The 13,519-nt window shown below is 49.6% G+C and carries 12 protein-coding genes and 1 other RNA gene; 7 read left to right on the top strand and 6 right to left on the bottom strand.

The genetic code is table 11. The features are described from left to right. Positions 1-82: 82 nt before the first annotated feature. The 3 genes from FZ040_RS07565 to FZ040_RS07555 are packed head-to-tail and all read right to left on the bottom strand — an operon-like array spanning position 83 to position 2,967. Positions 83-1,360 carry a TRAP transporter large permease gene (locus FZ040_RS07565; protein WP_149171421.1) on the bottom strand — a complete coding sequence of 426 codons (1,278 nt, stop codon included), beginning with the start codon at positions 1,358-1,360 and terminating at the stop codon, positions 83-85. Between the two features lie 2 nt (positions 1,361-1,362). Then, complete coding sequence (locus FZ040_RS07560) at positions 1,363-1,911, bottom strand: TRAP transporter small permease subunit (protein ID WP_149171420.1); 549 nt, start codon at positions 1,909-1,911, stop codon at positions 1,363-1,365. A gap of 15 nt (positions 1,912-1,926) precedes the next feature. Then, positions 1,927-2,967 carry a DctP family TRAP transporter solute-binding subunit gene (locus FZ040_RS07555; protein ID WP_149171419.1) on the bottom strand — a complete coding sequence of 347 codons (1,041 nt, stop codon included), beginning with the start codon at positions 2,965-2,967 and terminating at the stop codon, positions 1,927-1,929. A gap of 202 nt (positions 2,968-3,169) precedes the next feature. Between FZ040_RS07555 and FZ040_RS07550 the strand changes: the two genes are divergently transcribed. Then, positions 3,170-3,931 (top strand): class I SAM-dependent methyltransferase, encoded by a 762-nt coding sequence (locus FZ040_RS07550; protein ID WP_149171418.1) that lies wholly within the window; start codon positions 3,170-3,172, stop codon positions 3,929-3,931. Positions 3,932-4,005: 74 nt separating this feature from the next. On the opposite strand, the gene ssrA is transcribed toward FZ040_RS07550, so the two are convergent. Further along, positions 4,006-4,359: a transfer-messenger RNA gene (ssrA, locus tag FZ040_RS07545) on the bottom strand. A 345-nt stretch (positions 4,360-4,704) separates the two neighbouring features. On the opposite strand from ssrA, the gene FZ040_RS07540 reads away from it, so the two are divergent. Continuing rightward, entirely contained in the window at positions 4,705-5,658 is a 954-nt protein-coding gene (locus FZ040_RS07540; protein WP_149171417.1) for a magnesium transporter CorA family protein, read from the top strand. 13 nt (positions 5,659-5,671) lie between these two features. Then, on the top strand, positions 5,672-5,896 hold the full coding sequence (locus FZ040_RS07535) for a hypothetical protein (protein ID WP_149171416.1): 225 nt from the start codon (positions 5,672-5,674) through the stop codon (positions 5,894-5,896). 49 nt (positions 5,897-5,945) lie between these two features. On the opposite strand, the gene FZ040_RS07530 is transcribed toward FZ040_RS07535, so the two are convergent. Continuing rightward, complete coding sequence (locus tag FZ040_RS07530) at positions 5,946-7,205, bottom strand: purple acid phosphatase family protein (RefSeq protein WP_149171415.1); 1,260 nt, start codon at positions 7,203-7,205, stop codon at positions 5,946-5,948. A gap of 18 nt (positions 7,206-7,223) precedes the next feature. Next, entirely contained in the window at positions 7,224-7,907 is a 684-nt protein-coding gene (locus tag FZ040_RS07525; protein WP_149171440.1) for a TVP38/TMEM64 family protein, read from the bottom strand. Between the two features lie 167 nt (positions 7,908-8,074). On the opposite strand from FZ040_RS07525, the gene FZ040_RS07520 reads away from it, so the two are divergent. The 4 genes from FZ040_RS07520 (at position 8,075) to FZ040_RS07505 (ending at position 13,507) form a co-directional block, all read left to right on the top strand. Beyond that, positions 8,075-9,361 carry an NCS2 family permease gene (locus FZ040_RS07520; protein WP_149171414.1) on the top strand — a complete coding sequence of 429 codons (1,287 nt, stop codon included), beginning with the start codon at positions 8,075-8,077 and terminating at the stop codon, positions 9,359-9,361. A gap of 76 nt (positions 9,362-9,437) precedes the next feature. Then, the gene (locus FZ040_RS07515) at positions 9,438-10,202 is read left to right on the top strand and encodes a glucosaminidase domain-containing protein (protein ID WP_149171439.1); all 765 of its coding nucleotides are present in this window, start codon (positions 9,438-9,440) and stop codon (positions 10,200-10,202) included. Between the two features lie 51 nt (positions 10,203-10,253). Further along, complete coding sequence (locus tag FZ040_RS07510; RefSeq protein ID WP_033169674.1) at positions 10,254-11,873, top strand: ABC-F family ATP-binding cassette domain-containing protein; 1,620 nt, start codon at positions 10,254-10,256, stop codon at positions 11,871-11,873. Positions 11,874-11,905: 32 nt separating this feature from the next. Further along, a complete protein-coding gene (locus FZ040_RS07505) occupies positions 11,906-13,507 on the top strand; it encodes an ABC1 kinase family protein (protein ID WP_149171413.1) in 1,602 nt (533 codons plus the stop codon). The last annotated feature ends 12 nt before the right edge of the window (positions 13,508-13,519 follow it).

The following is a 13,519-nucleotide window of genomic DNA, read 5'->3' as shown; positions in this document are numbered from 1 at the left end:
AACGGGATGGTGGAAACACTGTCCTCGAAAGGGGAAAGCCCGTTGACTCAAACTACGAGTCAACGGGCTTTCCTTTTTTTATTTATTGCAATACGGATGGGAGCCAGGTGCTAAACTGCGGTACAAAGCAGAGCAGGATGATTTCCAGAACCATGATGATGGCAAAGGGAATCGAACCGGCTATAATCTGCTGCAGGCGGCTGTCGGGACTGATTCCTTTTATAACGAAAAGGTTCATGCCAATGGGCGGGGTAATCAAAGCCAGCTCCATATTGATCAGCATGACGACATTGAACCAAATGAGATCAAACCCAAGCTGCTTGACAATGGGGAAGAGCATGGGCAGCGTAATGAGGATGATGGATACGGTTTCCAAGACACAGCCGAGCAATAGCAGGACGATGTTGATGCCGAGGAAGATTAGCCAGCGGTTGACGTCGCTTTCCGTGACCAGGGCGATCAAGGCCTGTGGTGCCTGCAACGCCGTCAAAATGAAACCAAACAGCATGGCACCAATCATGATGGCGAAAATCATGGAAGTCGTCTTGACGGTTTCGGTGAAGATAGCGGGCAGGTCTTTTAGCGAAACGGTGCGATAAAGGAAAAAGGTAATAAAAAGACTGTAAAGCGTGCCAATCGCGGCGGCTTCGGTTGGTGTGAAGAAGCCGGTGTAGATGCCGCCGACAACGATGACAGGCAGCATGAGGCCCCAGAAATTCTTGCCGAGGACATGCAGGCGTTCGGACCAGCTGGCTGGCTGCTGGCGCTTCATATGGCGGCAGCGGAAGACCAGATAGAGGATAAACAGCAGCGTCAGCAGTGCACCTGGAATGATACCCGAGAGAAAAAGTTTTCCGACGGACTCACCGGTAATGGAACCGAAAAGAATCATAGGGATGCTCGGCGGGAGCAGGATTCCCAGCGTACCGCCAGCCGCGACAGCACCCAAGACGGTTGTGCGCTCATATCCCCGCTTTAGCATTTCGGGAATAGCCATGGCGCCAATTGTAACAGCCGTGGCGACACTGGAGCCGGAAATGGCAGCAAAGATGGCACAAGCGAAAATGGTAGCGACGCCAAGCCCGCCGGGGAGATGCCCAAGCCATTTATTGCCAAGTTCAAAAAGGCCATTGCCGACTTTACCTTGCAGCAGGATATGGCTCATGAGGATATAGAGAGGGACGGCAACCAGCACAAAATCGTCCAGCGTTTTATAGGCAATGACCGGAATCTGCGTGAAAGCAGCAGGCCCGCCGAGAAACAGCAGCATGCCGAGGATACCGGCAAAAATCAGGGTAAAGGCAACGGGCATGCCCGCAAAAAGCAACAAGAGGATGAAAATACTGTAGAATAAGGCCATGGTCAGTGCGCCTCCTTATCGCTTTTGCCGGTGTTGTTTAATGGCGTGGGCATATCCGGCAGGCAGAGCAGGTCAAAGAGAAAACGGCGGATGATTTCTCCCAGCAGCAGGGCCGAACCGAGTACGAGAGCAAACTGTGGAATGTAGAGCGGGAAGCGAAGAATCGACGGAGATAGTTTGTGGTAAACAAACGATGCTGTGACCTGGTCCATGCTCTCGGTCATAAAGATAAGGAAGGTGAAGATGGCAAGCAGGTTTAAACAAAGATTGACATTTCGGCTATTTTTTTTCGACAATTTGCTGGCGAACAGATCAACCTGGATGTGTGCCTTTTGGCGGAAGGTAATAGCGAGGCCGAGGAATCCGGCTGTGATGATGAAATAGGTGGATATTTCGAGTACCCATTCCGTAGGGGAGTGAAAGAGGCCGCGCATAATTACTTCGTAGACGATGATAAACGCCGTAGCGAGAATGAAAATACCGGCGAGAATCGCGGCGGCTTTGCTGAGTTTTTCGAGAAATTTGTCAAAGGCTAAGAGGAATTGCTTCATAGTTTGTCTCCTTTTTTAATTGTTGGCAGCAAGGCATTGGTTGACGAGCTGCTGCCCGAGGTCACCGGTGTTGCGGATGAAGTTTTCCCGGACGGACATCGTGGCTTCCTGCCAAAGCGGAATATCTTCGGGAGGAATCGTATAGACATCCATGCCGTGTTCCTGTAAAAGCTTCATGGCTTTTAAATCTTCTTCTTTTGTTTGCTGGTGGATTTCTTCGCGTGTTTCTTCGGCACATTCCTCGAGAAGTTGTTTTTGTTCCTCGGACAGTTGCTCCCAGGCGGTATTGTTCATCGCCAGGACGAATTCACAAAAGGCGTGATTGGTCATCGTAAGGTACTTGCCAACTTCATAGATTTTTCGCTGATACATGGCCGTGGTGCCCGAGGTCTGTCCGTCGATCGTGCCGCGCTGCATTGCCATGTAGACTTCGCCAGAACTCATGGTGACAGGCGATGCGCTGAGGGCTTTGATGGTTTCAGCGGGAATCTGTCCATAGCCGCGCAGCTGAAGCCCTTGAAAGTCTTCCGGCTTTTTGAGCTGGCGGGAATTGTTGCAGAACTGTACATAGCCGTAATCAACCCAGATAAGAGGATGGACACCTTTTCGTTCCATTTCGGTAGTCAGTGTGTGTCCGAGACTGCCGTTCATAGCTTTGCCGACGGCTTCGTAGCTGTTGAGCAGGAAGGGGACGTCCAGCACGTTCAGCGAGGGGACAACGGTGGTCCACATGGCGGTGGAATTTAGTCCCATATCCAAACCGCCGGACATGATCGCGTCATTCATGCTTTTATCGGTATAAAGCTGTCCGGCAGGATAGGTGGTAATCTTGATGGTCCCTTGGGAGCGTTCATTCACCCGTTGGGCAAATCGCTCCATTCCTTGGGAAAGATAGTGATTGGCTGGCAGATGATAAGCCAGTTTTAACTCAACGCATCCGCTCTGCGCCTGCTGATGTTCCCGGGCCATTTTACCGAGTCCGCATCCGCTGAGTGTTAATGAGAAGATGCAGAGAAGAATGAGGATAAAGGGAGTAGAATTTGACTTTTGCGTCATAAAATGCGCCTCCTGCGTATAAAAGTAATAAAATAATACCATATAACAATAATATAAGTGTAAAGTTGTAAAGCAACATTGTTATACAGTGTATACCAATTGAAGGGGAAATGCAACAGGAAAAGAAAGATTCTGACAGCGGCAGGAAATTTCTCATTGAGGGCGAATAGCTTCTGATAGTGACTGAATAGGAGGGGATCTTGTGAATCTGAATTGGAATGCCAAAGATTACGGTAATGGATTTTCCTTTGTACACGAATATGGCGAGGATGTCATGAGCTTGATTACTGCGCCCAAGGGAAGTCAGGTGGTTGACCTTGGTTGTGGCAATGGTGCTTTAACGGCTAAGCTGGCCCAGGCCGGGTTCAAGGTGTTGGGAATTGACGCGTCAGCCACAATGCTTGAAGAAGCGAGGAAAAATCATCCGGAGTTATCCTTTAAGGAAGCCGATGCGTTATCCTTCCGTTTGGAAGAGCCTGCCGATGTAATCTTTTCCAATGCAGTATTTCACTGGATTGATGAAGATAAGCAGTATCTGATGTTGCGCAATATTGCCGCGAATCTTCGTACGGGAGGCCAGTTGGTAACCGAATTTGGCGGTATTGGCTGCGGGGCAAAGGTACATGGAATGTTGGCGGAGAAATTTGCAGAATATGGCTATAGCTACCATCCTATTCAATTTTTCCCCAGCATTGGCGAGTATACCCCGCTGGTCGATCAGGCAGGTTTGCGCGTGGACTACGCAATCCTGTTTGACCGCCCGACGCCGCAGCCGGAGGGGCTCAGTGTTTCCGACTGGATACGCATGTTTATCCAACAACCCTTTGACGGGATGGCGGAGGAAATGAAGGCGCGCATTATCCGGGAAACGGAGGAAGCACTAGCGCCAGAACTCTGCCAGGATGGGATCTGGACTATTGATTACGTCCGCATTCGCCTGCGGGCTGTGAAAATAGAAAACTGATTCAGGCACACAAAAAGGCCGCAACTGTAAAAAGTTGCGGCCTTTATCACAAGGCGAAAAATCGCCGTATATACTGGTGGAGATGAGGAGAATCGAACTCCTGTCCGAAAATACTGTTGCATAGATTTCTCCGAGCGCAGTTTGTGGTTAGATTTAAGAAATCGGCCATCCACAAACAAACGGCTTCATTCCGATCTCGATAAGAGTTCCCGTCAGCGCCTCCGAGAATTGGCACTGAGGTATCCCGCTGTTAGCCCCTTATCCGTCTTCGCGGGAGAAAAACAGACAGGGGTTAGCCTTAAGCGGCTAAAGCGTAATCTTCGTTAGCTTTTATATTTAAATAAAAGTTTTCACCTTACTAACGGGGTGATGACCCCCCGGCTCGCTATCCATGGAACATATATCCCCGTCGAGACCATTACATCCCCACGATGAAATCTGCCCATTCAAGCAGTATTTAGTTGTGTTCATATATTATAGTAATAATAAGTGATAATGTCAAGAAAAAAGAGGCGAGTCAGGGGAAGTTTCGCTAGACAAGATGCGGGGAAAAGGCATATAATGGAGGACGGGAAAAATAGCGGTGCTATAGTTCTCTTACTATGAAAGGAAAGGCTGGTGAGGAAAATGGACGATCACCCTGGTACGACAGACCCTAAACGATGCAAGTTAAATACCGATGGGGAACGTGTGCCATTTTCCTGCCGGCTGTTTGTATAATCCCGGCAAAAGGATAATGCTCCCTTCCTCATGAAGAAAGGAGACATTCCGCCATGCTTCAGATTTATAAATCCATGGAGAGTGGCCCTTTACAGGAGCTCACCTTGAAGACGCTGGAAAAAGGTGCCTGGATCAATATTGTTGATCCGACGCCTTATGAGCTGAAGGTAGTCAGCAATCTGACCGAGGTAGATTCGGATTTTTTGCGCTCTGCACTAGATGATGAAGAGCGCTCTCATACGGACGTCGAAGACGATTCGGTCATGGTCTTGACCAACGTCGCAATTTGCCGCGGACAGGACAGCTATGATGTTTTGCCGTTGGCTATTATTGTCACTGAGGAATATATCATTACTGTATGCCTCGAGGAAACGCCGGTTATGGCTGAATTCAACGAGCGCACGGCCAAACTGTTCCGCACGTATAAAAAGACCCGGTTCTTATTCCAGATTCTCTATAAGTCTATGACATTTTATCTGCGTTATTTGCGCCAGATCAGCAAGCTTTCCGATGAAATCGAGGAACAGCTTCGTCATGATATGAAAAATAGCGAAATCCTGCGCTTGTTGGAGCTACAGAAGGGCTTGACCTATTTTAATGCCGCTATCCGATCCAATGGTGCGGTGCTCGATAAACTGATGCGCATGCGCAACAATCCGCAGCTTACGCCAATCCTCAAGGCCTATGATGAGGATGAAGACCTGCTGGAGGATGTTATTATCGAGAATAAGCAGGCCAAGGAAATGGTGGAGATGTACAGCAAGATTCTGGCCCGCATGGCCGATACCTTTACCTCCATTATCGCTAATAACCAGAATTTGGTCATGAAATTCCTGGCCGCTATGACGATTATCATCGCTATTCCAACGGTTGTATCGAGCTTTTTCGGCATGAATGTGCCGGTTCCGTTTGCCGATGACGGTCATGGCTTCTTCTATGTTATGATTATTGCTTTCGGCATCAGCGTGTCTGGTGCTTATGCGTTGTGGAAAAAAGATATGTTTTGAGAGGGAACTTCTTATGATGGTCGAGTCGAAACTGAAAGCTGGTGTCATTTTTGGTGATGCGGCGAATCAGGAATATGTTTATATGCCCGGCAGCGAAGTCGGGATGGCCCAGCCAATCTGTGTGTATGAATCGGAAAAGGGACGTGAGGATGTCACGATGCGTGAGGCGTTGCGTCTGGTGACGGTTCGCAGCCTTCGTCCTATTAAACATCCGATTCTCGGAGATAGTTCCTGCTGAAATTTATTATGAAAAAAACTTCCCAATCGGGAAGTTTTTTTCGTTGCGGTTATTTTTTTAGTGTTACCGTATCGATATGTTCACCGCTGGCGGTGTAATCTTTTATCACCAGGCTGGTGGTGCTGGCATCGAGAACCAGATAATTTTCTGGTGTAGGCTGATAGATTGCACTGCGGTCATAGGTTTCATCGGCGGGAACATGATACTGTTCGTTGCCGGCAGGACCGCTCATGATGTATACCGGTCCCTGCTCGGCTGGTTTCATGTTTTTGATATGGCCACGGTTGCGGTAGGTATGCATATGACCGGTCAACACGAGGTCGATGGGCAATTCATCAAAGGCTTTCATGAAGGCATGGCCGACATCGCTGATGCCGCCAGCCTGTTTGGTGCCTTGCTGGTATTCGTCGTAGGAGAGGATATCCTTGTGCATGAGTACGACCTGCCATGGCTTTTGATGGTTGTGCACATCCTGCTTGAGCCAGTTTAGTTGTTCCTGAAGCAGGCCTGGGGCAAAGTCATTGAGTTCGAGCATCTGGGTATTCAACACAATAAAGTGGACGGGGCCGTAATCATAAGAGTAGTAGTAACCCTGATAGCGGCTGCTGCCGTTTTTCGGCAGGGTAAATGAGTCAAGATAACGCTCGGGACGGCAGAATTTCCAATCGAGACTGTAACATTCGTGGTTTCCCATTACGGGGACAAATAGATGGTTCTCGGGAATATCGCCCATGGCCGTAAAGAAACTTTCCCAATGCCAGTTTAACTGGCCGTTGTCGGTGAGGTCGCCAATATCGGTAAAGAAATGAGCTTCGGGATGGCGCTGCCAAGCGCTGGTAAGGGTGCGCGTCCACACGGAGTAATCCTGCCCGCATTGGGAATCGCAGAATATCAGCGCGGAAAAGGCCGTTACGGTAGCAGGCGAGGTGGTAAAGTGATGCCAGCCCGTGGCGCGGCTGCCGGAAATGATGCGGTATTCGTAATCGGCCGCTGGGGTGAGTCCGGTAAGTTCGGCCGTATAGTAGTAATTGGTGGTATTATCCTCCGTGAGTTTTTTACAGCTGACGGGGTGCGTTTTTAATGGAATATAGGTACTGCGGTATTCCAGCCGGCATTCGGGAAGTTCTTCGGTGGTTTGCCACATGATGGTGCGGCTTTTGGCTGGATTTTCCGTGATGATTTGGCGGAGGTATTTGATGGGGAGCGTGCCGTCAGCGGCGGCTGCTAAAGACGGGGCGAAATTTTCGAGCCCGAGAACAAGAAGTAATTGGCCGCAGCGCTTTAAAAAATTTCTTCGGGTGAGTTCCATGAGGCAAGGCCTCCTTTCTTATAAGTCCTTGGCTGCTTTTTTGGCGGCGCTTCGCTCATACCACCAGGCGCCGGCAATCAGCAGAATGGCAAAGATGATGACGACAACAAGACGCGTCGGGTCTTCCTGATGCGTGATGGTATCGTGACCGATGATGGCCTCGATTCCCGTCGAGGGGAATTTGCCAACAAATGAAGCGATGACGTAGTCACGGAAACTCATGGCAGATAGAGCACCGAGCGCATTGAGCATAACCGATGGGAAGTAGGGAACCATGCGGGCAATCAGCATGACCACGAACCCGCGGCTGCCACTGTATTTGTCAATGTTTGACAGCGTTTTGTTCTTGCTGATGATTTTTTCTGCAGCATCACGAAAGAAAAAGCGCATCAGGATAAAACTGAAGGCAACGCCGATTGTTTCGGCGATGACCGAAAGTACAATCCCCCAGACAATGCCGAAAATCAAGGTGTTGGCCGTGGAGAAAATGATGGCTGGCGGGAAGCCAAGGGCGTTGACGAAAAGCGTCAGGAGAAAGCTGAATACTACTGCCCAGGAACCAAATGAGGCGATATAGCTGGCAGTTTCCTGTATGTCTCCGCGCGCCAAAAGGCCAAACATGTGTGGCAAAAAAGCGGGATTGATAAGATGGATGATGGCAAAAAGCAGAAGAATTGCCAGAGCAGCGCCAGCTTTTACCATTCCCATCGAAAATCTGGTTTTCAAAAAAATACCTCCTGTTGCTGTGTTTAATTTCTATTATAGCATTAAAAGTGTGTCTGTGAGCTGAAAATACGCGCGGGAAACTGTTATTTTCATGCGGGGTGTGATAGAATAAAATTGTTATATAATGGGAAAGGTGAAAGTTCATGACAGTTCATGGGGGAGAGCAACAGGATAGATGGCAGGATTTTGGCGCCGGCATTGTTATGGGAGCTGCTATGATTCCGGTGTTTGTTCTGGTGCCGCTTATGCTCCGTGAAGTGGGCATGGACTTTGCCGGTGCATATACAGCTGCTATTTTAGCCGCACTTTTAGGAACGCTCGTCATGGGGCTGATGCATTTGCCGGTGGCGGTGATGCCGTCGGCAGCGCTGACCAGTTATCTGGTATATCTGGTGGGAATATCCCAGGGGCTTTCCTGGCAGCAGCTTTTGGGGGCGGGGGGTGCGGCCTCCGTGCTGGGCATGCTTTTGTCGGTTCCTGCTATTGGCAGGTATTTTAGCGGGGCGGTTCCTTCGGTTATCGGCCGATTGATTCCTGGTGGGATTGGCGTTATGCTTATTGTCATGGGGTTGATAAAGTCCCGAATCCTTATCCGCTCTCCGTGGACCGTTTCGATGTTAGGTAATTTTCAGGATCCTATGGCATACTTAGGTCTTATGGGGATTTTGCTCACCTTAGCTATGATGGCGATGCAGTTTCGCGGGGCTTTGCTTTGGGGCTTTGTGCTTACAGCGGCTGTATCCCTGGCCGAAGGCTTTTGGGCTTTTCCCGATGCGCCGTTTATGCTTCCCGAGGGCTTGGATAAGGTTGCCTGGCAGCTGAATCTGTTGCCGGGCAATGAGGCTGAGACGGTAAATATGGCAGCTGCGGTGCTCACGCTATTGGTCATGTGGGGCAGCATGAATTGGTCTTGCCTGCAGGTGCTTCCTGTTGAGCCACCAAAGAAGGAAAAATCACTGGCGGCAATTTTTGCCGTGGGGGGCGTTTCGTCGTTGGGAGGAAGTCTTCCGGTATCGCTGTCGCCACTATCGGTTGTGGGCAGTATTTGTGGTGGTCGAGGCTTTTTGACCGTTATAGGAACCTCACTGGTATTGGCGGCAGCCCTGTTTTGTGGACCGGTACTGCGTTCCATGGCGGATTTTCCCGTGATGATAGTTCCTGTATTGGTGGGGGCTGGCTTAATGCTGATACAGCGCATGCTGAGTGAATTCGACCGTAATCCTGTAGAATGGAGCCTGCCTGAACTAGTGGCGGCGGTTGGCGTACTACTGATTATGCCGCTTTCGGGCAGTATGGCCGCAGGACTCGGGAGCTCTGTTATTGGCTATTGTCTGTTGCGTGGGGCAGCTGGTGAGAGCAGCAGGATTCCTGCCGTTTCATGGCTGCTAGCAGTTTTGTTTATCCTTTATTTTGTATATGCAGCTCTATGAGCTTCATTAAATAGAAGAGAAATTAGTGAGAAGATTAAGGAGTGTACATTTCGTGAGTTTTAATCGTTATCCGAAAATGATTGTTGCCGGTACGTTGGCAGGAGTGTTTGTGTTATCTCTGCCATCGTTTGGTGAAGCGCGTCATTCGAGCAGAACAGACCAGACAATGGTAACGACAACGCGTTCGGTTAATACGGGAAGCAGCCGTAATGTGTCCCGTAACGCAGAGAAGCAGATGTTTCAGGAGCGCATTGATGCCATTTTGAATGCGCACAAAAAGGGTGCCGAAGAATCGGTGTCATCATCTGTCAGCGTACCGACGACCGTTTCCGAGTACGATGATTCTATTATTGGTACGCCGATGGCGAGTCAGCAGCAGTGTGTGGATTATCTGCTCAGCGTCAATCCGACCCCGAATATTTCGGTAACGCCGCAGGAGCTGGTCTCCTATTATTACGAAGAAGGGGCTCGGGAGGGCATTCGTCCCGATGTTGCGTTCGCACAGGCTTTGAAGGAAACGGGCTTTTTCCGTTACGGTGGTACGGTTACGCCGGACCAGAACAACTATTGCGGGCTGGGCACTACGAGCAGCCAGGTAAAGGGTGCTTATTTTGATTCGGCACGGATGGGTGTGCGCGCACAGATTCAGCATTTGCTGGCTTACGCATCTACGCGCCAGCCGTCGGCAACGGTGGTTGACCCGCGCTATGCGTTGGTTCGTTCTTCGTATGGCTCCACTACGCTTGGTCATTGGGGAGACCTCAATGGCCGCTGGGCAGTGCCGGGATACAGCTATGGTCAGAGCATCATGAGCATGTTTCGGGCTATGCTGACGAAGTAAATAACGATATAACAAGTATTCATATATACCAAGAAGGGAACTAAAGACGAAATGATTACAACCAACAATGTGAGCCTCCAGTTCGGCAAGCGTGTCCTGTACAAGGATGTCAACCTCAAATTCACGCCGGGGAATTGCTATGGTATTATCGGTGCCAATGGTGCAGGTAAATCGACCTTTTTGAAATTGCTGTCCGGCGAGATTGAGCCGACCGGTGGTCATATCGAGATTACGCCGGGCGAGCGCCTTTCTGTTTTGCAGCAGGATCATTATGCGTTTGACGAGTATCAGGTTCTTCGTACGGTAATCATGGGCAATAAACGCCTCGTCCAGATTATGGATGAGAAGGATGCCCTTTACGCGAAACCGGATTTCAGTGAAGAAGATGGTATGAAGGCTTCGGAACTTGAAGCCGAGTTCGCTGAGCTCAACGGTTGGGACGCTGAATCCGAGGCGGCACGTCTGCTCAATGGTCTCGGTATTCCGGATGCTGAGCATGAGATGATGATGTCGGAACTTACGGCTAAGGAGAAGGTTCGTGTACTTTTGGCGCAAGCCCTTTTCGGTAATCCGGATATCCTTCTGCTGGACGAGCCGACCAACCATCTCGACGTCGAATCCATCAACTGGCTGGAAAACTTCCTGGCTGGCTTTGAGAATACGGTTATCGTCGTATCGCATGACCGTCATTTCCTCAATCAGGTCTGCACGCATATCTGCGATGTTGACTTTGGCGAAATCAAACTCTATACCGGTAACTATGATTTCTGGTACCAGTCCAGCCAATTGGCATTGCAGCTGCAGAAAGAGCAGAACAAGAAGGCTGAGGAGAAAATCAAAGAGCTGCAGGCCTTCATCGCCCGCTTTGCCGCTAACGCTGCTAAATCCAAGCAGGCCACGAGCCGCAAAAAATTGCTCGATAAGATTCAGGTTGAAGACATCAAGCCGTCTTCGCGCCGCTATCCGTATATTGCTTTTTCGCCGGACCGTGAAGCTGGCGACCAGCTGCTGCAGGTAGATGGTCTTTGCAAGACAGTTGACGGTGAGCAGGTCCTGAAAAATGTCAGCTTTACGTTGAAGAAGGGCGATAAGGTTGCGTTTGTTGGTCCAAATACCATTGGCAAGACGATGCTCTTTAAAATTCTCATGGGAGAAGAGGAGCCGGATGCCGGTACGTTCAAATGGGGTGTTACGACGACCCGTGCTTATCTTCCGGCGGATAACAGCAAATATTTCGATGGCGTTGACCTGAGTCTGGTAGATTGGCTTCGCCAGTATTCCAAAGACCCGGATGAGACCTTTGTTCGCGGTTTCCTGGGACGTATGCTGTTCTCCGGTGAGGAAAGCCTTAAGAAAGCTTCGGTCCTTTCGGGCGGTGAGCGCGTACGCTGCATGCTTTCCCGCATGATGCTTTCGGGAGCTAACGTCCTGATTCTGGATGAGCCGACCAACCATCTTGACCTTGAGTCGATTACAGCTCTCAATAATGGTATGATTGCGTTCAACCATACGGCTCTCTTTACGTCGCATGACCATGAGTTTGTGCAGACCATTGCCAACCGCATTATCGAAATCACGCCGGATGGTGTTGTGGACCGTGTCTCGACTTATGATGATTATCTTTCCAATGAGACGGTTAAACAGCAGCTGGCTGAAAAATATAAGAAATAATCACGGAGTCATTCTTGAAGGAGTCTGGCATTATGCTTGGAGATTTCTTTCAAAATAAAATAGAAGATGCCGGAGCTACTGCCAGACTGCGGGGGATGGTTGGTGTTTTGCGCAAACGCGATGTCGTTCGTGGCATGACGCCTGCCAAGCTGCGGCTGGTGTTGGAAGATTTGGGGCCTACGTTTGTAAAGCTTGGGCAGGTCATGAGCATGCGGCCGGACTTTTTACCGCCGGAGTATTGTGATGAACTGATGAAGCTGCAATCGTCGGCCAAACCACTGCCGTTTTCGGTTATCCTCGAGGTAATCGAACGGGAATACAGCCGGCGCTGGAATAAGATTTTTTCCTATATCGATGAAGAGGCTCTGGGGTCAGCCAGCATTGCGCAGGTTCATCGGGCAATTTTGACCACTGGCGAGAAGGTAGTAGTCAAAGTTCAACGGCCGGGGATTTACGACATCATGAATCAGGATATTGTCCTGTTGAAACGAGCGGCAACGCTTTTAAAGATTGTGAGCCATTCGCAGGATGTCGTAGACTTTAATATGGTGCTGGATGAGATGTGGACCATTGCTAAGCAGGAAATGGACTTTCTTATGGAAGCTGACCATATTGAGGAATTCCAGCATTTGAACCGCGATGTCGAGTATATTTCCTGTCCCCATGTTTATCGGCAGTTGTCGACCCAGCACATTCTGGTGATGGAATCTGTCGAAGGAATCCGTATCGATGATTTTGATCAGCTCAAAAGCCGAGGCTATGATATTGACCAGTTGGGGCACCGGTTAGGAGAAAACTACGTCAAGCAGATTATTGAAGATGGTTTTTTCCACGCCGACCCCCATCCGGGAAATATCTGGATACGAAATGGCCGGATTGTCTGGCTGGATTTGGGCATGGTCGGACGGCTTTCCGGCCGCGACCGGGCGGCAATCCGCAAAGCGGTGTTTGCTTTGACAAGTCATGATACATTTGAGATGAAGGCGGCGGTTCTTTCACTGGGCGTAGTCCGGGGGAAAATCAATCACACGGCACTGTATCAGGATATTGATGCAATGCTCTCCCAATATGGTTCGCTGGATTTTAGTGATTTGCAGATGGGCGTATTGACTCGTCAAATCATGAACCTCATGCGAGTTCATCACATTGGCTGCCCGCAGGGATTATCGATGTTTGCCCGCGGCGTGCTGACCGTAGAGGGCGTTATGCGAATGTGCTGCCCTAAAGTCAGCTTCGTGGAAATCTTTGCCAAAAGTCTTGCTTTGGATTATAAGAAGCATTTCCATTGGCGGGATGAGCTGGACAAGGCCAAGCGGGAGGGCTTCCTGCTTCTAAGGAAATCGGCCCAGCTTCCTGAGCAGATTTCAGATATTCTGAAAATGACTATGAGTGGCCAGACAAAGGTAAATCTGGATCTTACGGGGTCCGAGGAACCACTGCGAAAATTTGACCAGATGATTAATAAGCTCATATTGGCATTGCTGGTGGCAGCTTTGCTTTTAGGATCCAGTACGATTTGTACAACGCAAATGACGCCCAAAATCATGGAGATTCCGCTGCTTGGTTTTGTGGGGTATTTGATAGCGTTCATACTCAGTATGCGTATAATATGGGAAATTCATAAAGGCCGTTAAGGAGGAGAAAAA

The organism is Pseudoselenomonas ruminis (assembly GCF_008271295.1).
Taxonomy (GTDB): Bacteria; Bacillota; Negativicutes; order Selenomonadales; family Selenomonadaceae; genus Selenomonas_A; species Selenomonas_A ruminis.
Note: the sequence above shows the minus strand (reverse complement) of the source record. Positions and strands in the feature narration are given on the sequence as shown.

What these genes read in the sequence shown, in the direction of transcription:
- FZ040_RS07510 (WP_033169674.1), top strand. Translation starts at nt 10,254, where the DNA reads ATGATTACAACCAACAATGTGAGCCTCCAGTTCGGCAAGCGTGTCCTG.
- FZ040_RS07515 (WP_149171439.1), top strand. Translation starts at nt 9,438, where the DNA reads ATGATTGTTGCCGGTACGTTGGCAGGAGTGTTTGTGTTATCTCTGCCA.
- FZ040_RS07520 (WP_149171414.1), top strand. Translation starts at nt 8,075, where the DNA reads ATGACAGTTCATGGGGGAGAGCAACAGGATAGATGGCAGGATTTTGGC.
- FZ040_RS07555 (WP_149171419.1), bottom strand. Translation starts at nt 2,967, where the DNA reads ATGACGCAAAAGTCAAATTCTACTCCCTTTATCCTCATTCTTCTCTGC.
- FZ040_RS07530 (WP_149171415.1), bottom strand. Translation starts at nt 7,205, where the DNA reads ATGGAACTCACCCGAAGAAATTTTTTAAAGCGCTGCGGCCAATTACTT.
- FZ040_RS07560 (WP_149171420.1), bottom strand. Translation starts at nt 1,911, where the DNA reads ATGAAGCAATTCCTCTTAGCCTTTGACAAATTTCTCGAAAAACTCAGC.
- FZ040_RS07565 (WP_149171421.1), bottom strand. Translation starts at nt 1,360, where the DNA reads ATGGCCTTATTCTACAGTATTTTCATCCTCTTGTTGCTTTTTGCGGGC.
- FZ040_RS07535 (WP_149171416.1), top strand. Translation starts at nt 5,672, where the DNA reads ATGATGGTCGAGTCGAAACTGAAAGCTGGTGTCATTTTTGGTGATGCG.
- FZ040_RS07505 (WP_149171413.1), top strand. Translation starts at nt 11,906, where the DNA reads ATGCTTGGAGATTTCTTTCAAAATAAAATAGAAGATGCCGGAGCTACT.
- FZ040_RS07540 (WP_149171417.1), top strand. Translation starts at nt 4,705, where the DNA reads ATGCTTCAGATTTATAAATCCATGGAGAGTGGCCCTTTACAGGAGCTC.
- FZ040_RS07525 (WP_149171440.1), bottom strand. Translation starts at nt 7,907, where the DNA reads ATGGTAAAAGCTGGCGCTGCTCTGGCAATTCTTCTGCTTTTTGCCATC.